Source organism: Streptomyces sp. NPDC058662, assembly GCF_042716255.1.
In the GTDB taxonomy this organism is placed as follows: domain Bacteria; phylum Actinomycetota; class Actinomycetes; order Streptomycetales; family Streptomycetaceae; genus Streptomyces.
The window spans coordinates 25,903-51,697 of record NZ_JBHXRU010000014.1; the positions used below are offsets into that span (position 1 = coordinate 25,903).

Sequence of the window (25,795 nt, forward strand, 5' to 3'; positions counted from 1 at the left end):
CGCGACGACGCCGAAGGGGCCGGGAGCACGAACTCCCGGCCCCTTCGGGCTGCTCGGCGACGCCCCGGGCGCCGGGTCCGGCCTCAGCCGAGGCGCTTGACCGCGGCCTCGACGCGCTCGTCGGTGGCGGTGAAGGCGACGCGTACGAAGCGCGCACCCGCCTCACCGTAGAAATCGCCCGGCGCGACCAGGATGCCCAGGTCAGCCAGGTGGCCGACCGTGTCCCAGCAGGGCTCGTCCCGGGTCACCCACAGGTACAGGCTCGCCTCGCTGTGCTCGACCCGGAAGCCGTGCGCCTCCAGCGCCGTACGCAGGGCCGCGCGGCGGGCCGCGTAGCGGACCCGCTGCTCCTCGACGTGCCGGTCGTCGCCGAGGGCGGCCACCGTGGCCGCCTGGACGGGGGCGGGGGTCATCATCCCGCCGTGCTTGCGGATCTCCAGCAGCTCGCGCAGCACGTCCGCGTCACCGGCGACGAACGCGGCCCGGTAGCCCGCCAGGTTGGAGCGCTTGGAGAGGGAGTGGACGGCGACGACGCCCTCGTAGGAGCCGCCGCAGACCTCGTCGTCGAGGACGGAGACGGGCTCCGCCTCCCAGCCCAGCTCCAGGTAGCACTCGTCGCTGAAGAGCAGGATCCCGTGCTCGCGCGCCCAGGCCACGATCCGTACGAGCTCCTCCTTGGGGAGGACCTTCCCGGTCGGATTGGACGGGGAGTTGAGCCACAGCAGCCTGACGCCCGCCGGGTCGAGCTCGGTGGGGTCGTCGTAGACCACGGCCTCGGCCCCGCACAGCCGCGCGCCGACCTCGTACGTCGGGTAGGCGAGCCGGGGGTATGCGACCTTGTCGCCCGCGCCGAGACCGAGCTGGGTCGGCAGCCAGGCCACCAGTTCCTTGGAGCCGACGACCGGCAGGACGTTGCGGTGTCCGGCGGCGCTCGCGCCCAGCCGTCCGCGCACCCACCCCGTGATCGCGTCGCGCAGGGCAGCCGTCCCCCACACCGTCGGGTAGCCCGGCGAGTCCGCCGCGCCGACCAGAGCCCGCTGGATCAGCTCCGGCACCGGGTCCACGGGGGTGCCGACCGAGAGGTCGACGATGCCGTCCGCGTGGGCCGCCGCCGTCGCCTTGTACGGCTCCAGCTTGTCCCAGGGAAAGGCGGGAAGACGGTCGGATACTGCGGCCACGGGGTCTCTGCTCTCTCTGGATCGGGGTCGGTAAACGCCTCGGCCCCGTGCGGCGTCGAGGCCGTACGGGACCGAGGGGCGCGTCTGCCGGGAAGGGTCAGTGCTCGCCGTTGATACCGGCGGGCAGCGCCGCGATGAAGGGGTGGTCGCGCTCGATCAGGCCGAGCTTGGAGGCGCCACCGGGCGAACCGAGCTCGTCGAAGAACTCGACGTTCGCCTTGTAGTAGTCCTTCCACTCCTCCGGGGTGTCGTCCTCGTAGAAGATGGCCTCGACCGGGCAGACCGGCTCACACGCACCACAGTCGACGCACTCGTCCGGGTGGATGTACAAGGACCGCTGGCCCTCGTAGATGCAGTCGACGGGGCACTCTTCGATGCATGCCTTGTCCTTGACGTCGACACAAGGCTCCGCGATGACGTAGGTCACGCTCTCGTTCCTCCTCGGTAGGGCTGTCCATTCGCGCGGGAGCGCGGCGTCGTCGATGCCCGCACCTAGTATCTCCGTTCCCGGGCACGATCCGAACAGGAGGGGCGGACAGAGCTGTGGAAATCACTGCCGGAGGACTGCTGGAGATCAGGATTACACCGGCTGACGTGGGCGAACGGGTCTCCGTACGACGGGTGGGGCACCGGCCGGGCGGATCACCCGAGTTCACGGACACCCTGGGTGTTCTCACATCCTGGAACGAGGGTGTGCTGCTGATCACAAGAAAGAACGGCCAGACCGTCCGCATCGCGGAATCGTCGCTGGTCGCGGGCAAGGTGGTGCCGCCGGCGCCGGCCCGTCGGCGGGGTCCCGCGGCCTCCTTCGAGGAGCTGACGAGGGTCGCCGCGCGCTCCTGGCAGCCCCTGGAGAGCGAGCCCCTGGGCGGGTGGGTGCTGCGGGCTTCGGGCGGGTTCACCCGGCGGGCCAACTCGGTCCTGCCCCTCGGCGATCCGGGCATACCGCTCGACGATGCACTCGCGCGGGTGACCGGCTGGTACGCGGAACGAGACCTTCCGGCCTATGTGCAGGCCGCCACGGGGGCCGCCGGCACCCAGGAGATGCTCTGCGCGGAGCTCGAACGGCGCGGTTGGACGGCCGAGGTGTCGGCGGAGGTGCGGATCGGGGCGCTGGCGCCGGTGGGCGACGTGGACGCGGCGGCCGCCGGATCCGTACGTCTGACCCGCGCCCCGGACGAGGAGTGGCTGGCGCGCTACGGCAAGGTCACCGACCCGGACCTGGCCCGGCGGATGCTGGTGGAGGGCCCCTCGGTGTGGTTCGCGGCGCTCCCCGGCGGCCGGGCCGTGGGGCGGTGCGTGGTGGACGGCCGGTGGGCCGGGTTCGCGGCCGTGACGGTGGACCCCGCGCACCGGCGGGAGGGCCTGGCGACGGCGGTGATGGCGGCGCTGGCGCGGCGGGCCCTGGAGGAGGGCGCGTCGGCGGCCTGGCTGCAGGTGGAGACGGACAACGCGGGAGCGCACGCCCTGTACGACGGGCTGGGCTTCGCCACGCACCACACCTACCACCACTACCGGGCGGCGGCGTGAGTCCGGCGGAGCGGCGCGGGCGGTTCGCCGCGGAGGCCCGGTCGGAGCGCCCGGACCTGGCCCTGCTGTGCCTCCTGATGGCGGCGGAGGCGGACCCCGAGGTGGACGAGCGGGTCATGGACTGGGCCCAGATCGAGCTGGACCGGCTGGCGGGGATGCTGCCGTACGGGCTGCGCGGCGGCCGGGCCTGGGCTTCTGCGGTGACGGAACTGCTCGGCGGGCGGCTCGGCTTCCACGGCACCCCGGCGGACTACGAACGGCTGTCGTCCTCGCTGCTGCACGAGGTGCTGCGGCGGCGCCGCGGCCTGCCGATCCTGCTGTCGGTGGTCTGGCTGGAGGTCGCCCGGCGGGCCGGGGCGCCGGTGTACGGGCTGGGCCTGCCGGGGCACTTCGTCGTGGGGTTCGGGGATCCGGAGGAGGGCGCGGTGGTGGACCCCTTCGCGGGCGGCGCGTCCCTCGGCACCGGACCGGCGGAGCTCGCGTCGGGTCCCCGGACACCGGCCCGGACGCTCGACATCGTGCTGCGGATCCTGAACAACATCCGGGCCTGGGCCTCGTCCCGGCCCGAGCAGTCCGCCGTGGCCCTGTGGGCGCTGGACCTGTCGCTGCTGCTGCCCTCGCACCCGGCGTCGCTGCGGTACGAGCGGGCGCGGCTGCTGATCGAGCGGGGCGCCTTCCGTGAGGGCGCGGTGGAACTGGAGGCGTACGCGGCGGTCGTGGACGCGGTGGACGCCGACGCGGCGGCCCGCATCCGCGGCGAGGCCGTCTCCGCCCGGGCCCTGCTGAACTGACGGGGCCGCCCCGCCGCGCGACGCGGCCCCCGCCCGGAGGACGGGCGGGGGCCGCGTGCCGTGCGGGAGTCCGCGCGGCACGCGGCCGGCGGCCGGCGCCGGGTCAGCCGGCGTTGGTCTCGACGACCGCGGTCCGCTCGGCGGTGGTTTTGCCGCGCAGGGCCTTGGTGAGGGCGCCCGCGATGTCCTGCGGGGTGACCGCGGTCCTGTCGCCCGTACCCCGGGTGATCAGGATGCCGTCGAAGTGGTTCCCGTAGGTCTGCTTGAGCGCCTCCAGGTCGTACTTCTCGACGAGGTGGCCGTCGACGACCTGCATGCTCAGGATCTTCGGCAGCGACTTGGCCCCGAACGCCATGGACTTGCCGCCCACCTTGACGACCGCGTTGGCGGACATCGCCGGTTCGGCGAACTCCTTCATCGCCCGGTCGAGTTCCGCCTGGTCGACGACCGGCGCCTTGGTGGTGACCGGCAGCTCGGTGACGGCGGCGGTTCCGGTGGCGACCATGTCGCGGAAGGCCTGGACCACCTTGGCGGTGGAGCCGTCCACGTCGAGGGTGGTGCCCGGGGTGCCGGGGACGGCCACGGCCTTGCCGGTGTCGAAGGTGATCGTGCCCTCGGTGGCCGAGCCGGCCGTGCCCGCCAGTTCCTGGAGCGCGACCGCGAGCTTCTCCTCGTCGACCGGCAGCACGGGGTCGGCCACGCGCTCCTTGCCCAGCAGCGAGCCGATGACGGTCACCGGGTTGTAGTCGCTCCCGGTCGCGTTGCGGACGGTGGTCTGGCCGTCCAGGGACAGGCCGGCCTTCTCGGGCTTGAGCTCGACCTGCTTGCCACCGACGCTGAGCTGGAGCGGGGCGGTCGCCCGGGTACCGAAAGCCGTCTGGAGCTTGGCCGCGGCGTCGTCACGGCTGCCGCTGATGTCCACGCCGAACACGGTGGTGCCCTTGGGGACGTCCGAGTGGTTCAGCAGCAGGCCGGCGCCGTAGGCCACCCCGAGCAGGGCCACGAGGGCGCCGCCGAGCAGGGCCACCTTGGAGCGGCCCTTCTTCTTGGCGGGCCGGACGGGCTGCGGCGCGGGCCGGGGGGCGGGCGCCGGTACGGACTCCTGCCGCGGGGGCGCAGGGTGCTCCGCGCCCGGTGCCGGGACGCGCCTGATCGGCGATGCCTGACCCGGCGCGGGGCCCGGCCGGGTCCCTGGACGCGGTGCGGTCCGCGCCGCGGAGTCCACGGCCGGGCCGGGCCAACCGGGCGGCTCCTCGGTACGGACGGCTCCGACCGGGCCCGCACCCGTGCCCATGGCGGGGCCGGGGCCGAAGCCGGGGCCGGCCGTGGGCCCGGTGGGGGCGCCGGTGTTCGGGTCCGACAGGACGCCGAACTCCGTGGTGTCGGGGTCGGCGCCGCCCGCGGCGGGGGTTGCTGCGGTGGCGGCGCCGGCACCCTCGCCGCCGCCGTGGGCGGGGAAGCCCGGCGGCGGCCAACCGAAACCGGGGCCGGCGGGGGCGGGAGCCGTGGCGTCCTGGACGGGTCCCGGACCAGCCGGGGGCATCGTGGCGCGCGGGGGCGCGAACCCCGCATCGGGAGTCCCGGCCGCACCGCCGGGGCCACCGGGGAACGGACCCGCCTGCGGCGGAGCGGACGGACCGGGGCCACCGGGCGCGCCGGGCAAACCCGGGCCACCAGGCGCACCCGTTCCGCCGGGGAAGGGACCGCCCTGCGGCGCGGCGGGCGCACGGCCGGGACCACCGGGGAACGGACCCGCCTGCGGCGGAGCGGACGCACCGGGGGCGCCGGGCGCGCCGGGGTAGGTCCCGGCAGGCGGCGTGGGCCCCCCGGGGGCGCCCGGGAAGGGGCCGGCCGGCGGCGGCGTGGGTGCGGCGGCCTGCGGCGGGGCGGCCGCCGCCTTGCGGGGGGCGAACCAGTTGCTGCCCGTGTCCTCGCCCTCGCCCTGCCCCGCGGCGCCGGCCGGCTCCGGCTCGGCCTCGATCCGGGTCGGCTGGGGCCGTTGGGTGAGCGGTGGCGCGGGTGCGGGCCGCGGGGCGGCCCCCGGGCGCGGCTGCGGCTCGGCCCCGGCGGGCGCCGCCGTGCCGGGGGTGTCCCCCATGGCCTTGCGGACGACCACCGGCGGGATCGGCCGCGAACCCGGGATGTTGATCCGGATCCGCGTCGTCAGGGTGGTCTCGGTCCTGGGCCCTTCGGATTCGGGCATGGACGGCTTCGAAGTCACAGAGTTCTCCTCCGGGGCGGTCGCAGCGGCGTCCGTGGACGGAGACCGGCCGATTCCGTACGGCGGCGTGCCCGAGGGGTAAGCGGCTCCACCGTGCCCCTGGGGCCCGGAGGACGAACTGTCAGTTTCACGACTCAAGGCAGGTTCTCCCGGTTGGCTCCGCCGCCCGTCATACCGTGCGCGGGCAGCTCGGCGGCCCGTCCACCATACTGGCCGCCGCCCGCGCGCAACTGACCACGGGGAATCAGCGGTTCCCCGTACCCCCCGCCGAGCCCCCCTCGTACGCCCCCGCGCCCCCGCCGGAACGCCCCGTGCGGATCGCCGCTACTGAGTCCGACGCCACGTCACTTGGCGGGCCGCACGGCCGAAACCGGCCGGTCCTGCGGGCCGCGCAGCGTGGCGCACATCACAGCGAGCGCGGTTCCACCCAAAAGGTAGGCGTACATGGCGATTCCGGACGAACCGAGGAGGAAGTCTCCCTCGGGCCGCGGAAGGCTGAGCATCACGTAGGCCAGGAACCAGCCCGCCGCGGCCGCGCCCACCCCGAGTCCGGTCCCCAGGGCGACGCGGCCTCCGAGGAACAGTCCGAGGAGCGCGAGGAGGGCGAGGAGCAGGCCCGCCGGGAACCACAGGTCCACCACCAGCCAGCCGGCCGCCCCGGTGAGGGCGCCGAGCGCCAACAGGCCCAGGCAGGCGGCGATCCGGGCCGGGGCCGCCGTGGCGCTCACGCGTCCACCCCCGCGAAGAGGTCGTGCTCGCGCTCGCCCGCCGGGGCGCCGGGCCGGCCCTCGACGAGTTCGTAGTACTCGCGGGCGAAGAGGGGCTGCGCCAGGTCGTTGGAGAGGGCGAAGAAGGGCCCGTCCACGGCGATCTGGGTCGCGTGGGCGCGCATCGCGGCGGCCTTGGCGGGCACGAAGCGCTCCGCCTCGATCTCGGCTGTGATCCGCTCGTCGGCGACGACTCCCGGCACGTCCTCGGGCGAGGCCAGGCCCGGGAAGGGCGGCTTCCCCCCGGCGGCGCGCAGCGCGTCGAAGCCCTCGTCGACCACCGAGCGGGGAACGCGGTTCCAGTAGATCTTGGCGACCGCGTGCGGTGCGCCGAGGTCGCGCCGGTAGGCCCCCTCGGCGGACAGCTCCGCGGCGCGCATGGCGACGCGGTGCGCCTGGATGTGGTCGGGGTGCCCGTACCCGCCGTCCGGGTCGTAGGTGACGAGCACCTGCGGGCGCACCTCGCGGATCACCTCGACCAGGTACGCGGCGGCCTCGTCCACCTCGGCCGCCCAGAAGGCCTCCGGGCGGTCGTTCTGCGGCAGGCCCATCATCCCGGAGTCCCGGTAGCGGCCGCGGCCGCCGAGGAAGCGGTGGTCGGTGACGCCGAGTTGGGCCATGGCGGCGGCGAGCTCGCCGACCCGGTACGCGCCCAGGCTGTCGTCGCGGTCGGCCGCCAGGTGCGCGAGGGCGGCCGGGATGACCTCGCCCTCCTCGCCGAGGGTGCAGGTCACCAGGGTGACGTGGGCGCCCTCGGCCGCGTACTTGGCCATGGTGACGCCGTTGTTGATCGACTCGTCGTCCGGGTGCGCGTGCACGAGGAGCAGTCGGCGGGCGGGGAGACCGTTCATGGGGCCAAGCCTACGAGGCGATGGCCACGGCGCTAGAACTTGAGGCCACTGATCATGCTGGCGACGTTCGACGTCAGCTGATTGAGCGTCGGCGCGATGGTGGAACTCGCTAGGTAGAAGCCGAGGAGCACGCAGACCACCGCGTGTCCCGCCTTCAGCCCCGACTTTCGGACCAGCAGGAAGACGACGATCGCCAGCAGCACCACGGCCGAGATCGAGAGTGCCACGGCGTTTCACCTCCACGTCGAGCGGGATCGGTACGCGCGTTCGCGCCCGGCGGGAGTCATACCCACCGTCCGCTACGGATCATAACTATCCGTACCAGCGCATCGATCGAAATCCGGCAGCACGAGGGGCGCACGCCGCGCATGAGCAGGGTCACACGGGAGGCCGGCCGGACGGGCTGTACGCCCCTCCGGCCGGCTGTCGGCACCCGCACGGCCGCACTGCCTCCAGGCTGCCCGTCGCAGATCTCGGGGCAGAAACGGTCAAGTTGCCCCTGTGTAAACGGAGTTCGGTGCGGGTGGGACGCGGGGACCGCATCCGGTCTCCTTCGCCCGGGGTGGCTGGAAATAGCCGGTCAGCGGGAGGCCGGTCAGCCGTCCTTCGCCGGCGCGACGGGCGGCGGGGACGGGGGCGGCGCGGTCTGCGGCACCACCTGCTTCTCGGCCGCGAAGTGACAGGCCGACGGATGGGCCGCCGGGCCCGCGGGGAGGAACGCCGGCACCGCGAGCAGCGGCACCTCCGCCGCGCACCGCGGCTCGGCCTTCCAGCAGCGGGTACGGAAGCGGCAGCCCGACGGCGGGTCGGCCGGGGAGGGGACGTCGCCGGTGAGGATGATCCGCTCGCGGCCCTCCCGGGCGGACGGGTCGGGTACCGGCACGGCGGACAGCAGCGCCTGGGTGTACGGGTGCGTCGGGTGGTCGTAGATCTCGGTGTCCGTACCGATCTCGACGATCCGGCCCAGGTACATCACGCCGACCCGGTCGGAGATGTGGCGGACGATCGACAGGTCGTGCGCGATGAACACGTAGGACAGGTCGAACTCGTCCTGGAGCCTCTCCATCAGGTTGATGACCTGGGCCTGCACCGACACGTCGAGCGCCGAGACCGGCTCGTCCGCGACGATGACCTCGGGGCGCAGGGCCAGGCCGCGGGCGATGCCGATGCGCTGGCGCTGGCCGCCGGAGAACTGGTGCGGGTACCGGTTGATGTACTCCGGGTTCAGGCCCACCACGTCCAGGAGCTCCTGGACCTTGCGGCGCCGGTCGCCCTTGGGGGCCACCTCGGGGTGGATCTCGTACGGCTCGCCGATGATGTCGCCGACCGTCATCCGCGGGTTCAGCGAGGTGTACGGGTCCTGGAACACCATCTGGATGTTGCGGCGGACGGCCTTGAGGGCCCGGCCCGACAGCCTGGTGATGTCCTCGCCCTTGTAGCGGATCGCCCCGGCGGTCGGCCGCTCCAGGTTCACCAGCAGCTTGGCGACGGTGGACTTGCCGCAGCCGGACTCCCCGACGATGCCGAGGGTCTCGCCGGCGCGCAGGTCGAAGGTGACCCCGTCGACGGCCTTGACCGCGCCGATCTGCTTGCGGAGGACGACTCCCTGGGTCAGCGGGTAGTGCTTGACCAGGTCCCGCACCGCGAGAAGGGACTCAGGCATGGAGGCACTCCTTCCAGAAGAAGCAGGCGCTGCTGCGGGCCTCGGCGACCCGTTCCAGGGGCGGGATCTCGGCGCGGCAGGCGGTGCGCGCCATGGGGCAGCGCGGGTTGAAGGCGCAGCCGGGCGGGATGGCGAGCAGGTTGGGCGGCAGGCCCTTGATCGCGTACAGCTCCTGGCCCTTCTGGTCCAGGCGCGGGATCGAGTCCAGCAGGCCGCGGGTGTACGGGTGGGCGGGCGCCCGGTAGATCTCGTGGACGGGGGCCGCCTCGACGATCCGGCCCGCGTACATCACGGCGATCTTGTCGGCCACGTCGGCGACGACGCCGAGGTCGTGGGTGATCAGGATCAGGCCCATGCGGAGCTCGCGCTGGAGCTCGGCCAGCAGGTCCATCACCTGGGCCTGGACGGTGACGTCCAGAGCCGTGGTCGGCTCGTCCGCGATGATCAGCGAGGGTTCCAGGGCCAGTGCCATCGCGATCATGATGCGCTGGCGCATACCGCCGGAGAACTGGTGCGGGTAGTCCCCCACCCGCTGCTTGGCCGCCGGGATCTTCACCCGGTCCATCAGCTCGACCGCCCTGCCCCGGGCGTCCTTGCGGGACATGCCGCGGTGGACCTCGTACATCTCGCCGAGCTGTGCGCCGACGCTCAGTACGGGGTTCAGTGCGGAGAGCGCGTCCTGGAAGATCATGGCCATGTCGGCGCCGCGGATCTTCCTGCGCTCGTCCTCCTTCATCGTCAGCAGGTCCCGGCCCTTGAACAGGATCTCGCCGCCCGCGATCCGGCCGGGCGGTGTGTCCAGGATGCCCATCACGGCCTGCGCGGTCACCGACTTGCCCGAGCCGGACTCGCCGAGGACGGCGAGGGTCTCACCCTCGTCCACCGCGTAGTCGACGCCGTTGACCGCCTTCGCGACTCCGTCGCGCGTCTTGAATTCCACGTGCAGGTCGCGGACTTCGAGCAGCATGTGCGGGGCTCCTCAGCGCAGCTTGGGGTCGAGGGCGTCGCGCACCGCGTCGCCGAGCATGATGAAGGCGAGCACGGTGAGGCTGAGCGCGCCCGCCGGGTAGAGCAGCATGTGCGGGGCGTTGCGGATCTGCGAGGCCGCGTTGGAGATGTCGATGCCCCAGGAGACGGTGGGCGGGCGCAGGCCCACGCCGAGGAAGGACAGGGTGGCCTCCAGCGCGATGTACGTCCCGAGCGCGATGGTGGCGACGACGATGACGGGGGCCACGGCGTTGGGTGCCACGTGCCGCAGCAGCATCCGGCCGTTGCCCGCGCCCAGCGCGCGGGCGGCCTGGACGTAGTCGTGCTCCCGGGCGGTGATCACCGAACCGCGGGCGATGCGCGCGATCTGCGGCCAGCCGAGCAGCACGATGAATCCGACCACGGGCCAGACGGTGGTGCTGGTGACGACGGACAGGAAGACCAGGCCGCCGAGGATGACCGGGATGCCGAAGAAGATGTCGGCGACCCGGGAGAGCAGGGCGTCGCCCCAGCCGCCGAAGAAGCCGGCGAGCCCGCCGAGCGCGGAGCCGAGGAGGGCCGCGCCGAGGGTGGCGCAGACGCCCACGGTGATCGAGGCCCGGGCCCCGTAGACGGTACGGGTGTACACGTCGCAGCCCTGGGTGTCGTATCCGAAGGGGTGGCCGGGGGCGGAGCCCTGCTGCGACTTGGACAGGTCGCACTGGAGCGGGTCCCCGTCGGCGATGAGCTGGGGCCAGATCGCGATGACGACGAGGAACAGGATCATCAGCGAGGAGACGATGAAGACGGGGTTGCGGCGCAGCTGGTGCCAGGCGTCGGACCACAGGGAGCGCGCCCGTCCGCCGGCCGCGGCCGAGGGGCGTCCCTCGCCGGGGGCGCCCGCTCCGGGGTCCTTCTCCAGGCTCTCGGCCTCCTCCAGCGCGAGGTCCATGGCTCCCCCCTGGCCGGTCGGTGAGATCGCCTCGTGCGGGCGGGGGCCCACGGGGTCGTAGCCGCCGGGGCCGTCGGGACGCTCGGGGTCAGGCATAACGGATCCTCGGGTCCAGGACCGCGTAGAGCAGGTCGACGAGCAGGTTCGCCACCAGGAAGACGATGACGAGGATGGTCACGAAGCCGACCACCGTGGGGGCGTTGTTGCGCAGGATGCCCTGGTAGAGCTGGTAGCCGACACCGTGGATGTTGAAGATCCGCTCCGTGACGATGGCGCCGCCCATCAGGGCGCCGATGTCGGTGCCGATGAAGGTGACCACCGGAATCAGGGAGTTGCGCAGCAGGTGCCTGGTGACGACCCGGCGGCGCGGCAGGCCCTTGGCCACGGCGGTGCGTACGTAGTCGGCCTTGACGTTCTCGGCGATCGAGGTGCGGGACAGCCGGGTGACGTACGCCAGGGAGACGAGGGCGAGCACGATGCCGGGCAGGATCAGCTCGCCGAAGGAGGCGTCCGGGGAGACGGTGGGCCGGACCCAGCCCCATTGGACGCCGAAGAGGAACTGCAGGAGGTAGCCGGTCACGAAGGTGGGCACGGAGATGACGACCAGGGTGAGCACGAGCACGGAGGTGTCGACGGCCCTGCCTCGGCGCAGTCCGCTGACGACGCCGAGGGTGATGCCGACGATGATCTCGATGACGATCGCGACGACGGTCAGGCGCAGGGTCACCGGGAAGGCCGAGGCCATCAGCGAGGTGACGCTCTGCCCGTTGAAGGCCGTGCCGAAGTCGCCCTGGAAGATCTGCCCCATGTAGTGGAGGTACTGCTTCCACAGGGGCTGGTCGAGATAGAGGTCCTTGCGGATGCGGGCGGCGGTGGCGGGGTCGGGCGCCTTGTCCCCGAAGAGCGCGGCGACCGGGTCGCCGAGCGCGTACACCATGAAGAAGATCAGGAACGTGCTGCCGATGAACACCGGGATCATCTGGAGCAGCCGCCGGATCACATAACGTCCCATGGACTGCTCCAGGTTCGATCCGTACGGAGGTCAGCTGACCTTGATCTGGTCGTACACCGGCACGCTGAACTGGTTGAGGCTCACGTCCGAGATCCGCTCGGAGTAGCCGGCGCTGCCGTTCTGGTACCAGAGCGGGATGGACGGCATCTGCTCGGCGAGGATCTTCTCCGCGTCCTGGAAGATCGCGGTGGCCTTGGCGGCGTCGCTCTCCTGGTTGGCGTCGTCGATGAGCTTGTCGAAGTCCTTGTTGCTGAACTTCCCGTAGTTGGAGGAGGCGCCGGTGTAGTAGAGCGGCTCCAGGAAGTTCTGGATCAGGGGGTAGTCGGCCTGCCAGCCGGAGCGGAAGGGGCCGGTCAGCTTGAAGCTGCTCTGCTGGTTGCGGAAGTCGGCGAAGGTGCCGACCGGGTTGACCGTGCAGACCGGGCCCTCGCCCAGGGCGTTGTTGACGCTGTTGCAGACGGCGTCCATCCAGTCCCGGTGCGAGCCGGTGTCCACGTTGGAGGTCAGCGTGACCTTGCCGCCGGGGAGGCCGCCGCCCTCCTGGATGAGCTTCTTGGCCTCGACCGGGTCGTAGACGCAGGCGTCGCCGCAGGCCTCGGCGGAGAAGCCGCCCTTGTCCCCGAGGGCGGGCGAGGTCCAGTCCTTGGCGGGGGTGCGGGTCTCCCGGAAGATCTGCTTGGTGATCTCGTCCCGGTTGATGGCCCGCGAGATGCCCCGACGGACCTTCTCCATGCCCTCCTTGCCCCACCGGGGGTCGTACAGCGGGAAGGTGAGGGTCTGGATGATGAGGGCCGGCTGGTTGATGTAGCGGTCGCCCAGGTCGTTCTTGACGTTCTTGAGCTGCTGCGCCGGGACGTCGTCGACGAGGTCGAGGTTGCCGGAGATCAGGTCCGTGTAGGCGGTGTTGTTGTCGGTGTAGACCTTGAGGTCGACGCCGCCGTTCTGCGCCTTGTCCGCGCCCTGGTAGCCGTCCCACGCGCGGAGCTTCATGCCGGTGCCCTTGGTGTACGAGTCCACCGTGTAGGGGCCGTTGCCGACGGGCTTGTCCAGCCAGGCCGCGTGGTCGGTGAAGAAGGACTTCGGCAGCGGGGAGAAGGCCTGGTAGCCGAGGGTCTCGGGCCAGGTGGAGAACTTCTCCTTCAGGGCGACGGTGAAGGTCCTGGGGTCCTTGACGACCAGCCCGGACATCGTCTTGGTCTTGGGGTCGCCCGACGCCGGGTGCAGGTCGTCGTAGCCCACGATGTCGGAGAAGAAGGGCGCGTTGTTCTGCTTGTTGCGCACGTCGGCCGCGTAGTTCCAGGCGTCCACGAAGGACTGCGCGGTGACGGGCTCGCCGTTGCTGAACGTCCAGCCCTCCTTCACCGTGACGGTGAAGTTCTGGCTGTCCGTCGTCTCGATCCTCTCGGCGAGCATGTCCTTGGCCTCGCCGGTCTTCGGGTCGTACCGCTTGAGTCCCCGGAAGAGCATGTCGAGGACCTTGCCGCCCTGCACCTCGTTGGTGTTGGCGGGCTCCAGCGGGTTCTGCGGGTCACCCCACGAGGAGCTGATGATCCCCGCGTCGCCGCCCCCACCGCTGTCGCTCCCGCCGCCGCAGGCCGTCGCCCCGAGGGCGACGGCCATCGCACATGCGGCCCACTTGGCGTGGGTGGCTCCGCGCATGGAGTGCCTCCTATGGGATCCCAAGACTCACTTAGGGGCCAATGTCACCCTATGAGGGGTCCCGCACACTCCTGGTTGGACCGATTGCACTCCTGCGTCAGTCGCCTGTCACCCCTGCGGGTGCAAAGCCAGCTCCCAGGTGTCGACGGCGTAGTGCAGGGCCATTCCGTGCGCCTCGTAGAGCGCCAGCGCGCCGGTCTCGTTGTGGGTGTCCACGCCGAGGCCCAGGGTGTCCCGGCCGCGGGCCGCGTAGGCGGCGAAGCCGTGGCGCAGCAGGTGGCCGCCGATGCCGTGTCCGCGCAGGTCCTCCCGTACGCCGAGGTGGCTGATCCACCCCATGCTCGTCCGGTCGTCGCGGGTGAGCATGACGGCCACGTCGCCGCCGGCCGGGGTGCTCGCGATCCACACCAGGGACCAGTCGAGCGCGCGGGCGTCGAGGTGCTCCAGCCAGGGCTCGTACGCGCGGACCGCATGGCCGAAGTGCCCGGCGAAGGTCTGCTCCACCAGGGCGTGGGCGCGGCGTCGGTCGGCCTCGTCGTCGCCGCAGTGGCGCAGAACCAGGCCGAGCGGGGGCCGGCCCGCGGGCGGGAGGCCGGCCGCCGGGGACAGGGCGCGGGTCATGACCTGGTAGCGGCGGACGCCCCGGTAGCCGCGCCCGGTGAGGAGGGAGAGGTCGAGGGTGGGTCTCACGTTGAGCTGGATCCGCAGCGCCGCGGAGGGCGTCCCGGCGGCGAGTTCGCGGGCGCGGTGCTCCATCAGCTCCAGCAGCCGCAGGGCGGCGCGCGGACGGCCGGGCAGGACGTAGTGGTCCCCGTCGACGCGGCCCGGACCGGAGTCGGCCCAGACGAGGGCGTAGGCGACGAGCCGGCTGCCCTCGAAGGCGAGCCAGGAGTCGGCGGCCAGGTCGGTGTCGAAGCGGTTGAGGTCGGCCTCGACGGTGCCCAGGTCGGTCTCGGGGCGGCCGATCTCGGCGACGTCCACGGCGTTGAGCAGGGCGCAGATGTCGGCCGCGTCCCCCGGTCCGGCGGGCCGGACGGTCAGCTGGGGGCCCCGGCGGTCGTACGGTGCTTCGGTCATCGGGCCACTGTCCTCGCGCGCGCGAGAGGGGCGCAACAGCCTTTGGCCGTCCGGGGGCCGCGTACGGGCGCTGCCGGGCCCGGGGCGCGCGGAAGCCCGGGGCTCCCGGGCCGGTGGATTCCGGCCGCGGGCGCCCCGGGCTTCAGGGGTCTCGCGGGTCTCGCGGGTCTCGCGGGATCAGACGGCCAGGATGGCCTTCTCCTCCGCGAAGTGGCACGCCGACTCGTGCGCGGCGAAGGTGTCCTGGCCCTTGAAGCGCTCCGGGATCGCCAGCAGCGGCTCCTCGGTGGCGCACTTGTCCTGGACCTTCCAGCAGCGGGTGCGGAAGCGGCAGCCCGACGGCGGGTTGGCCGGGGACGGGACGTCGCCGGTGAGGATGATCCGCTCGCGGCCCTCGCGGACCTCGGGGTCCGGGACGGGGACGGCCGACAGCAGCGCCTGGGTGTAGGGGTGCGTCGGGTGCTCGTAGATCTCGGTGTCGGTGCCGATCTCGGCCATCTTGCCGAGGTACATGACGCCCACGCGGTCCGAGATGTGCCGGACGATCGACAGGTCGTGCGCGATGAAGACGTAGGACAGGTCGAACTCGTCCTGGAGCTTCTCCATCAGGTTGATGACCTGGGCCTGCACCGAGACGTCGAGCGCGGAGACCGGCTCGTCGCAGATGATGATCTCCGGGTTGAGCGCGAGGCCGCGGGCGATGCCGATGCGCTGGCGCTGGCCGCCGGAGAACTGGTGCGGGTAGCGGTTGATGTACTCCGGGTTCAGGCCCACCACGTCCAGGAGCTCCTGGACCTTGCGGCGCCGGTCGCCCTTGGGGGCCACCTCGGGGTGGATCTCGTACGGCTCGCCGATGATGTCGCCGACCGTCATCCGCGGGTTCAGCGAGGTGTACGGGTCCTGGAACACCATCTGGATGTTGCGGCGGACGGCCTTGAGGGCCCGGCCCGACAGCCTGGTGATGTCCTCGCCCTTGTAGAAGACCTCGCCGGCGGTGGCCTTCTCCAGGCTCATCAGCAGCTTGGCGACGGTGGACTTGCCGCAGCCGGACTCCCCGACGATGCCGAGGGTCTCGCCCCGGTACAGGTCGAAGGAGATGCCGTCGACCGCCTTGACCGCGCCGACCTGCTTCTTGAACAGGATGCCCTGGGTCAGCGGGAAGTGCTTGACCAGGTTGCGGACCTGGAGGATCGGCTCGCGCTCGGTGGTGTTCTCGGTGAGCTCAGCCATGGATCTGCTCCTTCCAGAAGTGGCACGCGCTGCCGCGGCCGGGCAGCTCGGTGCCGTCCCGCTCGGTCACGCGGTGCAGGACCGGCACGTCGGTGCGGCAGATGTCCTGCGCCTTGGGGCAGCGCGGGTTGAAGGCGCAGCCCGAGGGGATGTTGAGCAGGTTGGGCGGCAGGCCCTTGATCGCGTAGAGGTCCTGGCCCTTCTGGTCCAGGCGCGGGATCGAGTCCAGCAGACCGCGGGTGTACGGGTGCGCCGGGTGCTTGTAGATCTCGTGGACCGGGGCGTTCTCGACGATCCGGCCGCCGTACATGACGGCGATCTTGTCCGCGACGTCGGCGACGACGCCGAGGTCGTGGGTGATCAGGATCAGGCCCATGTTCATCTCGCGCTGGAGCTCCGAGAGCAGGTCCATGACCTGCGCCTGGACCGTCACGTCGAGAGCCGTGGTGGGCTCGTCCGCGATGATCAGGTCGGGCTCCAGGGCCATCGCCATGGCGATCATGATGCGCTGGCGCATACCGCCGGAGAACTGGTGCGGGTAGTCGCCCACGCGCGCCTTGGCGGCGGGGATCTTCACCCGGTCCATGAGCTCGATGGCCTTGGCCGTGGCGTCCTTCTTGGACATGCCGCGGTGCACGCGGTACATCTCGCCGAGCTGGGCGCCCACGGTGTGCACCGGGTTCAGCGAGGAGAGCGCGTCCTGGAAGATCATGGCGATCTTCTGGCCGCGGACCTTGCGGAACTCCTCGGCCGGCATCTTCAGCAGGTCGCGGCCCTGGAACAGGATCTCGCCGTGCGGGATCTTGCCCGGGGGCATGTCGAGGATGCCCATGATGGCCTGCGCCGTCACGGACTTGCCCGAGCCGGACTCGCCGAGGACGGCGAGGGTCTCGCCCGCGTTCACGGAGTACGAGACACCGTTGACGGCCTTGGCGACACCGTCGCGGGTGTGGAACTCGACGTGCAGGTCGCGCACTTCGAGCAGGGGGATCCCCTCCGGCGCCGAGCGCGGGGCGGGGACGTTCGAGGTCTTGTCGATGATGGTCAACGTACGCCCTTCCTCAGCGCAGCTTCGGGTCGAGGGCGTCGCGTACCGCGTCGCCGACCATGATGAACGCGAGCACCGTGATGCTCAGCGCGGCGGCCGGGAACAGCAGCACGTGCGGTGCCTGGAGCCAGCGGACGGAGGCGTCGCTGACCATCAGGCCCCAGGAGATCTCCGGGGGCTGGACCCCGATACCGAGGTAGGACAGGGCCGCCTCGGCGGAGATGTACACACCCAGGCTGATCGCGCCGACCACGATGACGGGAGCGATGGCGTTCGGCAGGATGTGCCGGACGGTGATGCGCCAGGAACCGGCACCGAGGGCGCGCGCGGCGACCACGTAGTCGTTGTTCTTGTTCTGCAGCACCGAGGACCGCATGATGCGGAAGATCTGCGGCCAGCCGAGGGTGGCCAGCACCAGCGAGACCGTCCAGGCGTTGCCGGGCAGCGCGGACATGATCAGCATTCCGCCGAGCAGCAGCGGGACGGCGAAGAAGATCTCGGCGAAGCGGGACAGCACGCTGTCCGTGATGCCGCCGAGCCAGCCGGCCAGCAGGCCGAGGCCGCCGCCGAAGAGGATCACCAGCGAGGTGGTCACCACGCCCACGATCACAGAGTTGCGGGCGGCCCACACCGTACGCGTGTAGACGTCGCAGCCCTGGATGTCGAAGCCGAACCAGTGGTCCGCGCTCGGGGTCTTCAGCGAGTTCTGCAGGGTGCACGCGGCGGCGTCGAAGGGGCTGCCGGAGGTGAAGAGCGACGGCACGGCCGAGATGACCAGCATGCACAGCACCAGCACGGAGCCGATCAGGAAGATCGGGTTGCGGCGCAGGTCCTGGAGCGCGTCCGACCAGAGGCTGGCCTCGCGGTCCTTCTTCTTCGGGGCACGGCGACCGGAGACCTTGGGGCCCGCGGGGGTGGCTTCGGCGGTCCGGGTGTCGGTCAACTCATCCCCCACCGTAGTTGTGTCACGCATAGCGGATCCTCGGGTCGAGCACGGCGTACAGCAGGTCCACGAGCAGGTTCGCGACGAGGTAGATGAGGACCAGGAGCGTCACACCGCCGACGACGACGGCGCCCTGCTTGAGGTACACGGACTGGGCGAGCAGACCGCCGAGGCCGTGGATGTTGAAGATGCGCTCGGTGATGACCGCGCCGCCCATGAGGCCGCCCAGGTCGGCACCGAGGAAGGTGACGATCGGGATGAGGGCGTTGCGCAGCGCGTGGTTCATGACGACGCGGCGGCGGGGCAGGCCCTTCGCGGTGGCGGTGCGCACGTAGTCGGCGCGCATCGTCTCCATCAGGCTCGTCCGGGTCAGCCGGGCCACGTACGCGAGGGACGTGGAGGCGAGGACGAACGCGGGGAGGAGGTAGGCGCGGATGCCGTCGGCCTCGTTGAAGGAGACGGGGAAGAAGTCCATCCCCCAGGCCTCCTTGGCCTCCACGCCGAGCGTCAGCTGCAGCACGAAGCCGGTGACGAAGACGGGGATGGAGATGACCATCAGGGTGGACAGCAGCACCAGCTGGTCGAGGAACTTGCCGCGGCGCAGCGCGGCCATGACGCCGGCGAGTACGCCGACGACGGCCTCGATGGCGAAGGCGATCAGACCGAGGTTCACCGTGTACGGGAACGCCTCGCTGATCAGGTCGGCCACCTTGCGGCCGTTGAGGGTCTCGCCGAGGTCGCCCTGGAAGACGCCGCTGATGTAGTTCCAGTACTGGATCAGGAACGGGTCGTCGAGGTTGTACTTCTCGCGCAGCATCGCGGCGACGAGCGGGTCGGCCTTCTTGTCGCCCGCGAGGAGCTGAATCGGATCAGCACCCGGCATGTAGAAGGTCAGCGTGTAGATCAGAAGCGTGGCGCCGAGCAGCACAGGGATCGCCTGTATGAGTCGGCGGATGAGGTAGCGGCCCATCAGACCTCCAGCGGAAGAACAGGGGGAAGGGGCAGGTGGGCGGAAACCTGATTCCGCCCACCCGCCCCCGGTGTCCCCTTGACGTGAAGAGGGGTGTTAGTTGAGCTCGACCTTGGCCAGGTCCATGCGGCCCTGGGCGTCGATCTCGACGTTCTTCACGGACTTGGAGTAGGCCGAAGAAGACATGTAGGTGAAGACCGGGATGTACGGAAGGTCCTTGATGATCACGTCATCGGCCTTCTGGTACAGCTTGATGGCCTCGGCCGCGTCAGCGGTCTTGTCGGCCTGGTCCATCAGGGTCTCGAACTCCTCGTTGACGTAGGCGCCGTAGTTGGAGCCGTGGTCGATCGCGTTCTTCGAGAAGATCGGACGCAGGTAGTTCTCCGCGGCCGGGTAGTCCATGGACCACGCCATGCGGAAGCCGCCCTTGTACTTCTGGTCGCCGAGCTCGGTCAGCATGTCGCCGAACTTGGTGAAGGGCTTGGCGGTGACCTCGACGCCGAGGGTCTGCTTCAGCTGGTTGGCGACGGCCTCGATCCACTCCTTGTGGCCGCCGTCGGCGTTGTAGCCGAGCTCGATCTTGTTGCCCGGAACGCCGCCCGCCTGGGTCCAGAGTTCCTTGGCCTTGGTCGGGTTGTACGTACCGACCTCGCCGAGGGCGCCCTTGCGGTAACCCGGGATGATGGGGCTGATGAAGTCGTCGGCCGGCTTGCGGGTGCCGTTGAAGATGGTCTTCGTGATGGCGTCCCGGTCGATGGCCATGGAGATGGCCTTGCGGACCTCCACCTTGCCGAACGCCTCGGGGTTCGTCTTCAGCGGGAGACCGATGTAGCCGACGCCCGACTCCGGCTTGTACAGGTAGCGGTCGCCGAACTCCTGGGAGACGGTGGCCAGCGCCGAGACGGGGAGCTTGTCGACGATCTGGAGGGTGTCGGCGCGCAGGTCGTTGTACGCCGTGTCCAGGTTGTCGTAGATCTTGAAGGTGACGCCCTCAAGCTTCGCCTTCTCGCCACCGTAGTTGTCGTAGCGCTTGATCTTGATCTGCTTGTTGTGCTCCCAGGCGCCGTCCATCTGGAAGGCGCCGTTGCCGATCGGGGCCTCGCCGAACTTCTTCGGGTCGGCCTCGAACGCCTTCGGCAGCGGGTAGAAGGCGTTGTAGCCCAGCATGGTCTTGAACTGCGAGAAGGGGTTCTTCAGCGTGACGGTGAAGGTCTTCTCGTCAACGACCTTGAGGCCCTTGAGTTCGGTGGCCGTGGGCTGCTTGTCCTTGCCCGGCGCCAGCTCCTCGGAGCCCTCGATCTTGTCGAAGAAGGGCAGCGACTCGGCGGCGTTGGCCTGGTTGGCACCCCAGTTCCAGGCGCGGACGAACGACTGAGCGTCGACCTTCTCGCCGTTGTGGAAGGTGTAGCCGTCCTTGAGCTTGATCGTCCAGACCTTGGAGTCCGTGGTCTCGATGGACTCGGCGACCGCGAGCTGCGGCTCGTTGGTCTTGTTGTCGTACTGGACCAGGCCGGTGAAGAGGGCGTTGAGCACCTCGGCACCCTCGGACTCGGCGGTGTTCTGACCCACCAGGCCGTGCTGCGGCTCGCCGAGCACCACCGTGATGCTTCCGCCGGCCTTGCTGCCGCTGTCGTCCTTGCCGGTACCACAAGCCGTGGCTGCCATCGCCACGATGACGGCACCCGCGACCCACTTGGCGCTCGTTGCTCCGCGCATGGGTAATTGCCTCCTCAGGAGTCACTGTCGATACGTGAAGGGCCCGGTGATCGCTGACACCCCTGACAGCGAATTCCGGCCCCATCGTGTGTGCTCGTGAGTCGGCGCTCCCCACAGCGCGTGACCCATTGACCCGAGCTCAATGGAGCCATCCTCAGGGACGCCCAGACCGTAAACCACACTTAAGTGGTCTCGTTTTCACAACATCACCGCACGGCGAAAACCCGATATCCGGACAAACGGATAGGAGACAGACACGTGCGAAACGGACGGTTAGCTCACCTTCCGGAGTGTCACGGTCGGTATGCGGACACCTGAACGCAATAATCCGCTTGACACAAGCGAACAGCCCCTCTCCGCCACGGTGTACGTGACGGGAGGGGCTGCTGTGTTCCACGGTGTTTCAGCCAACGCACCGGGCGTCGGCCGGCCGCCCCCGCTGCGCTCGGGCGGACCGGGTTTCGCTACTTGCCGGACTTGGCGCGCGACGCGGTGCGCGAGCGCTCCTTCTGGTCCAGGACGACCTTGCGGATGCGGACAGCCTCCGGGGTCACCTCGACGCACTCGTCGTCGCGGCAGAACTCCAGGGACTGCTCCAGGGAGAGCTTGCGCGGCGGCACCACGTTCTCGGTGTTGTCCGCCGAAGCCGCACGCATGTTGGTGAGCTTCTTCTCCTTGGTGATGTTCACGTCCATGTCGTCGGAGCGCGAGTTCTCGCCGACGATCATGCCCTCGTACACCTCGGTGCCGGGTTCGGTGAACAGGACACCGCGCTCCTGCAGGTTGATCATCGCGAACGGCGTGACCGAACCCGCGCGGTCCGCGACCAGCGAACCGTTGTTGCGGGTCACCAGCGGGCCGAACCACGGCTCGTGGCCCTCGTGGATCGAGTGGGCGATGCCGGTGCCGCGCGTGCCCGTCAGGAACTCCGTACGGAAGCCGATGAGGCCGCGCGACGGGACGACGAACTCCATGCGGACCCAGCCGGAGCCGTGGTTCGACATGTTGTCCATCCGGCCCTTGCGGACGCCCATGAGCTGCGTGACCGCGCCCATGTGCTCCTCGGGGACGTCGATCGTCATGCGCTCGACCGGCTCGTGGACCTTGCCGTCGATCTCCTGCGTGACCACCTGCGGCTTGCCGATGGTCAGCTCGAAGCCCTCGCGGCGCATCTGCTCGACCAGGATGGCGAGCGCGAGCTCACCGCGGCCCTGGACCTCCCAGGCGTCGGGACGCTCGGTGTCGAGGACACGGAGCGAGACGTTGCCGACCAGCTCGCGTTCGAGGCGGTCCTTGACCTGGCGGGCGGTGACCTTGCGGTCCTTGACCGCGGACTTGGCGTCCGCGCCCTTGCCGCTGCCGCCGCGGCCGACCATCGGGGAGGTGTTCGTACCGATGGTCATGGAGATCGCCGGCTCGTCCACCGAGATCAGCGGAAGCGCGATCGGGTTCTCCGGGTCGGCCAGGGTCTCGCCGATCATGATGTCGGGGAAACCGGCGACCGCGCAGATGTCACCCGGGCCCGCCACCTCGGCCGGCTTGCGGGTGAGCGCCTCGGTCATCATCAGCTCGGTGATGCGGACGTTGGAGATCGTGCCGTCACGCTTGATCCACGCGACCGTCTGGCCCTTGCGCAGCTCGCCCTGCTCGACGCGGACCAGCGCGATACGACCGAGGAAGTTGTCGGCGTCCAGGTTGGTGACGTGCGCCTGGAGGGGGGCCTCCTCGTCGTACACCGGGGCCGGGACGTGCTCCAGGATGGTGGAGAAGAACGGCTCCAGGCTGTCGCTGTCCGCGGGGACGGTGCCGTCCTCCGGCTTGGTCAGCGAGGCCACGCCGTCACGGCCGCAGGCGTAGACGATCGGGAACTCGATCTGGTCCTCGTCCGCGTCCAGGTCCAGGAAGAGGTCGTACGTCTCGTTGACGACCTCGTCGATCCGGGAGTCCGGGCGGTCGGTCTTGTTGATGCAGAGGATGACCGGCATCTTCGCCTGCAGGGCCTTGCGCAGGACGAAACGGGTCTGGGGCAGCGGACCCTCGGAGGCGTCCACCAGCAGGACGACGGCGTCCACCATCGACAGACCGCGCTCGACCTCGCCACCGAAGTCGGCGTGGCCGGGGGTGTCGATGATGTTGATCGTGATCGGGGCCCCCCCGTCCTTGGGGTGGTACTTCACCGCCGTGTTCTTGGCGAGGATCGTGATGCCCTTCTCACGCTCCAGGTCGTTCGAGTCCATCATGCGGTCGTCGAGGTGCTGGTGGGCGGCGAAGGCACCGGCCTGCTTGAGCATGGCATCGACGATGGTCGTCTTGCCATGGTCGACGTGGGCGACGATGGCGACGTTACGGATGTCGTGGCGCGTGGGCACTTCGGCGCTTCTCCCGGGATCGTGGATGGCGTCGCGTACGGTCCGGCACGCGCGCCTCGACCGGGCGGAAAACCTGCCACGGCCTTACCCCATGGTACGTCGCGCAGCGGGAACCGCCTGCCGGGGGGTCTGTCAAGGGGCCGGACGACTGAGGAGGGGCACGCGCGGGGTGGGGTGTGCGAGCCCTCGGTCCGACCAGTATTCACACGGGTCAATGGGTAGGAACGACCTTGCCCGCCGGGGATCCGGCGGGCAAGGAACTTGAGTCACTTCTGAGGTTGTGACCCGCGCGTCAACCTGACAGTCCCCCCTTTGTCACCACTTCTTCTCCCGCCGCACTTCTCCTGCCGCGGCACTCCTCCTGCGCGCTACTTCTTCCCGCCCTTGGCGGCCCGCGCCTTCTTCCAGCCGATGTCCTGGTAGCGGGGGGCGCCCAGGCCGAAGGCTCCGGCGTTGGCCAGGGCGGGCTTGACGGCCACCAGCTCCGGCCGCTGGAAGAGGGGGATCGACCCGGCGGCGGCCCAGATCCGGGCGTCCGCCTTGCGGACCAGCTCGCGGGACTGCTCCTCGTCCAGCTCACCCACGGCCTGGTCGAACAACTGGTCGATGTGGTCGGTGCCGACCCGGGTGTAGTTCTGTTCGACGAGGAGCGAGCCGTCGGCGGCCGGCTCCGGCTTGGCGAAGATGGGGCGGGCGTCGGTGGCCGGGTAGGCGCTCGCGGGCCAGGAGTAGAGCGCCAGGTCGTACTGGCCCGACGCGATGTGGTCCTTGAAGAAGCTGTCGTCGGCCACCTTGGTGATCTCGGTCCGCACGCCGACCTTCCGGAGCATCTGGCTGATGCTCTCGCCGACCGCGCGCAGCGACTCCGAGCCCGGGCCCGCCGGGAGGACGAAGCGCAGGTTCAGCGCCTTTCCGTCCTTGGCCAGCATGGCGCCGGACGTACGGGCCGCCCGCTCGGCCGGGGCCGGGGTGCCCTTCGTCGGCTCCGCGGACTCCCCGTCGCGGGCCGGGGCGCGCTTGCCGTCGTCGGCGCCGTCGGCCGCGTCGGCCTGGGCGAGGAGGGCGGCCTTCTGCTCGGCCGCGAAGGGGGCCGGGGCCAGGACCGGCGAGACGGGCTCCGGCCGGGCGCCCGGGGCGAAGGCGTCGGCGTCGACGATCTCGCCGTCGGGGTGGGCCGGTCCGCCGGGCAGGTGTGCCCCGGCGGGGTCCTCGGCGCGGGCGCCCCGTACGCCGGCGGCCGCGGCGGCGCGGGCCGCCGGCGAGAGGTTCGCGGTCGCCGAGCGCAGGTCGCCGTTGCGCCCGTCGTCCTGGCCGACGATGTAGAGGCCGTCGTTGCCGGTGCCCGGCCCGGACGGCGTCTTGCCGTCGTCCTGCGCCCCGTCCTCGGCCTCCGGGCCCGCCTTGGCGCCGGCGGGCTCGGTGATCCTGCCGCCGGGGCGCCAGCCCGCGTCCGCGAGCAGCGCGCGGGCCGCCCGGGCGTCCTGGCCGCCGAGGGCGTTGCTGTTGTCGGAGTACGCCTGCTGCCCGGCGAGCGCCACATGGCTGCCGACCGGCTTGGCGGGCAGGCCGAGCGGCTTGAGCACGATGTCGGCCAGCGCCTTGCGGTCCAGGGCGCGGGCCACGGCCCGGCGCACGCGCTCGTCCGCCAGCGGTCCGGAGGCCCCGTTCAGGGCGAGCTGGGTGTAGGCCGGCTCCAGGGACTTGCGGACCGTGAAGGTCCGCAGGGCGGCCTGCTCGTCGGCGTAGCGTTTCACCGACTCGACGTGCTTGCGGCGCTTCTCCCTCTCCGCCTCGGCCTTGTCCTCGTCCGCGCCGAAGGCGACGGCCCAGGAGAGCGTGGCCTGCGCGGGCGTCAGCGCGGCGCCCGGCCCGTGGGCGGGCGCCCCGCCCGCGCCCGCGGCGCCCCGCTTCGCGGCCTCGCGGCGGGCCAGGGCGATCCGCTCGGCGCCGTTGCGGTCGATCTCCGCCAGGTCGACGCGGCCCGCGGCGAGCGCCGACGGCCGTTCGGCCCGGGGCACCGCCGCCAGCACCAGCGTGTCCAGCTTGGCGGGCCGCCCCCACCAGCGCGGGTTGCGGGTCAGGGTCGCGGTGCCGGTCTTCTTGTCGACCGCCCCGAGCGCGAAGGGGCCGGCGGTGGCCTTGAGGGTGCCCCGGGCGCCCTCGTTGAAGGCGTCCGGGGTGCCGGTGACCTGCTTGGGGTAGAGCGGGCTGAAGAGGGAGCGCCAGTCGGCGTAGGGCTTGGCGAAGGTGACCTTGACCTCCAGGTCCGTCTTGCCCCGCTCGATCTTCTCGATCCGCTCGTAGCCCGCGTTGCGCGCGGTCCAGTACGCCGAGTCCTTGCCGCTCAGCGCCCGCCACTGCGCGACGAAGTCGGCGGCGCCGATCTCGCGGCCGTCACTCCACACCGCCTGCTGGTTCAGCTTGTACAGGACGACCTGCTTGGGCTCCCGCTCGACGATCCGGGCCTTCTCCAGGTAGTCCGGATCGGCCACGGGGCGCCCCTTGGCGTCCAGGACGAACAGGTGCGGCAGCACGGCCCCGGCGATCCGCGCCGTCGCGGCGTCGGCGTCGGCCTGGAAGGTGTTCAGCGTCTGGGGGAGGGCGTCCACGGCCCAGCGCAGCACGCCCCCGTCGGCGACCCTGTCGCGGGCGGTCGTCGCGATGTCCGGTCCGGCCGCGGCCGGACCGCCCTCGTCGTCACCCGCGCCGCAGCCCGTGAGCAGCGGCAGCGCGAGGACTCCCGAGGTCAGGAGCGCCAAGGACCTGCGCCTTCTCTGGGACATGGGTGGTACCTCCGGGGCGGGGCGTGGGGGAAGCATGATCACGTCCGGCGCTATATGGAGCTGATCACA

Annotated in this window: 21 protein-coding genes; 2 read left to right on the forward strand and 19 right to left on the reverse strand. The window is 71.0% G+C overall.

The features are described 5' to 3' along the window. Positions 1-83: 83 nt before the first annotated feature. Both dapC and fdxA read right to left on the reverse strand, forming a co-directional pair. Positions 84-1,178 (reverse strand): succinyldiaminopimelate transaminase, encoded by a 1,095-nt coding sequence (gene dapC / locus ACFWUQ_RS08080; protein WP_384534496.1) that lies wholly within the window; start codon positions 1,176-1,178, stop codon positions 84-86. A 97-nt stretch (positions 1,179-1,275) separates the two neighbouring features. Continuing rightward, positions 1,276-1,605, reverse strand: coding sequence for a ferredoxin (gene fdxA / locus ACFWUQ_RS08085; protein ID WP_030713714.1), 330 nt, complete (start codon positions 1,603-1,605; stop codon positions 1,276-1,278). Positions 1,606-1,721: 116 nt separating this feature from the next. On the opposite strand from fdxA, the gene ACFWUQ_RS08090 reads away from it, so the two are divergent. Beyond that, on the forward strand, positions 1,722-2,708 hold the full coding sequence (locus ACFWUQ_RS08090; protein ID WP_384534498.1) for a GNAT family N-acetyltransferase: 987 nt from the start codon (positions 1,722-1,724) through the stop codon (positions 2,706-2,708). Beyond that, on the forward strand, positions 2,705-3,499 hold the full coding sequence (locus tag ACFWUQ_RS08095) for a transglutaminase-like domain-containing protein (RefSeq protein WP_384534500.1): 795 nt from the start codon (positions 2,705-2,707) through the stop codon (positions 3,497-3,499). Before ACFWUQ_RS08090 ends, ACFWUQ_RS08095 begins: the two co-directional genes overlap by 4 nt. Before the next feature lie 103 nt (positions 3,500-3,602). On the opposite strand, the gene ACFWUQ_RS08100 is transcribed toward ACFWUQ_RS08095, so the two are convergent. From ACFWUQ_RS08100 to ACFWUQ_RS08180, 17 genes are all read right to left on the reverse strand, one after another. After that, positions 3,603-5,720, reverse strand: coding sequence for a hypothetical protein (locus ACFWUQ_RS08100; protein WP_384534503.1), 2,118 nt, complete (start codon positions 5,718-5,720; stop codon positions 3,603-3,605). A 344-nt stretch (positions 5,721-6,064) separates the two neighbouring features. Continuing rightward, positions 6,065-6,448, reverse strand: coding sequence for a DUF6113 family protein (locus ACFWUQ_RS08105; protein ID WP_384534504.1), 384 nt, complete (start codon positions 6,446-6,448; stop codon positions 6,065-6,067). Beyond that, positions 6,445-7,338: an N-acetyl-1-D-myo-inositol-2-amino-2-deoxy-alpha-D-glucopyranoside deacetylase gene (gene mshB, locus ACFWUQ_RS08110; protein ID WP_384534507.1), complete on the reverse strand. Its 894-nt coding sequence runs from the start codon at positions 7,336-7,338 to the stop codon at positions 6,445-6,447. Before mshB ends, ACFWUQ_RS08105 begins: the two co-directional genes overlap by 4 nt. Positions 7,339-7,370: 32 nt before the next feature. Next, positions 7,371-7,565, reverse strand: a complete 195-nt coding sequence (locus tag ACFWUQ_RS08115; protein WP_069921796.1) for a hypothetical protein — start codon at positions 7,563-7,565, stop codon at positions 7,371-7,373. A 368-nt stretch (positions 7,566-7,933) separates the two neighbouring features. Next, positions 7,934-9,001 carry an ABC transporter ATP-binding protein gene (locus ACFWUQ_RS08120; RefSeq protein WP_384534508.1) on the reverse strand — a complete coding sequence of 356 codons (1,068 nt, stop codon included), beginning with the start codon at positions 8,999-9,001 and terminating at the stop codon, positions 7,934-7,936. Next, on the reverse strand, positions 8,994-9,968 hold the full coding sequence (locus ACFWUQ_RS08125; protein ID WP_384534510.1) for an ABC transporter ATP-binding protein: 975 nt from the start codon (positions 9,966-9,968) through the stop codon (positions 8,994-8,996). Before ACFWUQ_RS08125 ends, ACFWUQ_RS08120 begins: the two co-directional genes overlap by 8 nt. 12 nt (positions 9,969-9,980) lie before the next feature. Further along, positions 9,981-11,015 (reverse strand): ABC transporter permease, encoded by a 1,035-nt coding sequence (locus tag ACFWUQ_RS08130; protein WP_384534513.1) that lies wholly within the window; start codon positions 11,013-11,015, stop codon positions 9,981-9,983. Continuing rightward, the gene (locus ACFWUQ_RS08135) at positions 11,008-11,931 is read right to left on the reverse strand and encodes an ABC transporter permease (RefSeq protein ID WP_384534515.1); all 924 of its coding nucleotides are present in this window, start codon (positions 11,929-11,931) and stop codon (positions 11,008-11,010) included. Before ACFWUQ_RS08135 ends, ACFWUQ_RS08130 begins: the two co-directional genes overlap by 8 nt. Positions 11,932-11,961: 30 nt before the next feature. Next, positions 11,962-13,590 (reverse strand): ABC transporter substrate-binding protein, encoded by a 1,629-nt coding sequence (locus tag ACFWUQ_RS08140; protein ID WP_384534518.1) that lies wholly within the window; start codon positions 13,588-13,590, stop codon positions 11,962-11,964. Between the two features lie 108 nt (positions 13,591-13,698). Further along, positions 13,699-14,667, reverse strand: a complete 969-nt coding sequence (locus ACFWUQ_RS08145; RefSeq protein WP_384534521.1) for a GNAT family N-acetyltransferase — start codon at positions 14,665-14,667, stop codon at positions 13,699-13,701. A gap of 177 nt (positions 14,668-14,844) precedes the next feature. Next, positions 14,845-15,897: an ABC transporter ATP-binding protein gene (locus ACFWUQ_RS08150; protein WP_384534524.1), complete on the reverse strand. Its 1,053-nt coding sequence runs from the start codon at positions 15,895-15,897 to the stop codon at positions 14,845-14,847. Then, positions 15,890-16,945, reverse strand: a complete 1,056-nt coding sequence (locus ACFWUQ_RS08155; protein WP_384534527.1) for an ABC transporter ATP-binding protein — start codon at positions 16,943-16,945, stop codon at positions 15,890-15,892. The genes ACFWUQ_RS08150 and ACFWUQ_RS08155 overlap by 8 nt, the downstream gene beginning before the upstream one ends. 13 nt (positions 16,946-16,958) lie before the next feature. Then, positions 16,959-17,918, reverse strand: a complete 960-nt coding sequence (locus tag ACFWUQ_RS08160; RefSeq protein WP_384534528.1) for an ABC transporter permease — start codon at positions 17,916-17,918, stop codon at positions 16,959-16,961. Continuing rightward, entirely contained in the window at positions 17,911-18,858 is a 948-nt protein-coding gene (locus ACFWUQ_RS08165; RefSeq protein WP_384534530.1) for an ABC transporter permease, read from the reverse strand. The genes ACFWUQ_RS08160 and ACFWUQ_RS08165 overlap by 8 nt, the downstream gene beginning before the upstream one ends. A 96-nt stretch (positions 18,859-18,954) precedes the next feature. Further along, positions 18,955-20,574: an ABC transporter substrate-binding protein gene (locus tag ACFWUQ_RS08170; protein WP_384534532.1), complete on the reverse strand. Its 1,620-nt coding sequence runs from the start codon at positions 20,572-20,574 to the stop codon at positions 18,955-18,957. A gap of 464 nt (positions 20,575-21,038) precedes the next feature. Continuing rightward, positions 21,039-22,943, reverse strand: a complete 1,905-nt coding sequence (typA, locus tag ACFWUQ_RS08175; RefSeq protein WP_384534535.1) for a translational GTPase TypA — start codon at positions 22,941-22,943, stop codon at positions 21,039-21,041. A gap of 368 nt (positions 22,944-23,311) precedes the next feature. After that, positions 23,312-25,726 carry an ABC transporter family substrate-binding protein gene (locus ACFWUQ_RS08180; RefSeq protein ID WP_384534538.1) on the reverse strand — a complete coding sequence of 805 codons (2,415 nt, stop codon included), beginning with the start codon at positions 25,724-25,726 and terminating at the stop codon, positions 23,312-23,314. Positions 25,727-25,795 lie beyond the last annotated feature (69 nt).

Excerpts from the sequence above, each read along its gene's own strand:
- mshB (WP_384534507.1), bottom strand. The coding sequence starts at position 7,338 with ATGAACGGTCTCCCCGCCCGCCGACTGCTCCTCGTGCACGCGCACCCG.
- ACFWUQ_RS08120 (WP_384534508.1), bottom strand. The coding sequence starts at position 9,001 with ATGCCTGAGTCCCTTCTCGCGGTGCGGGACCTGGTCAAGCACTACCCG.
- ACFWUQ_RS08125 (WP_384534510.1), bottom strand. The coding sequence starts at position 9,968 with ATGCTGCTCGAAGTCCGCGACCTGCACGTGGAATTCAAGACGCGCGAC.
- ACFWUQ_RS08130 (WP_384534513.1), bottom strand. The coding sequence starts at position 11,015 with ATGCCTGACCCCGAGCGTCCCGACGGCCCCGGCGGCTACGACCCCGTG.
- ACFWUQ_RS08135 (WP_384534515.1), bottom strand. The coding sequence starts at position 11,931 with ATGGGACGTTATGTGATCCGGCGGCTGCTCCAGATGATCCCGGTGTTC.
- ACFWUQ_RS08140 (WP_384534518.1), bottom strand. The coding sequence starts at position 13,590 with ATGCGCGGAGCCACCCACGCCAAGTGGGCCGCATGTGCGATGGCCGTC.
- ACFWUQ_RS08145 (WP_384534521.1), bottom strand. The coding sequence starts at position 14,667 with ATGACCGAAGCACCGTACGACCGCCGGGGCCCCCAGCTGACCGTCCGG.
- ACFWUQ_RS08150 (WP_384534524.1), bottom strand. The coding sequence starts at position 15,897 with ATGGCTGAGCTCACCGAGAACACCACCGAGCGCGAGCCGATCCTCCAG.
- ACFWUQ_RS08160 (WP_384534528.1), bottom strand. The coding sequence starts at position 17,918 with ATGCGTGACACAACTACGGTGGGGGATGAGTTGACCGACACCCGGACC.
- ACFWUQ_RS08165 (WP_384534530.1), bottom strand. The coding sequence starts at position 18,858 with ATGGGCCGCTACCTCATCCGCCGACTCATACAGGCGATCCCTGTGCTG.
- ACFWUQ_RS08170 (WP_384534532.1), bottom strand. The coding sequence starts at position 20,574 with ATGCGCGGAGCAACGAGCGCCAAGTGGGTCGCGGGTGCCGTCATCGTG.
- ACFWUQ_RS08180 (WP_384534538.1), bottom strand. The coding sequence starts at position 25,726 with ATGTCCCAGAGAAGGCGCAGGTCCTTGGCGCTCCTGACCTCGGGAGTC.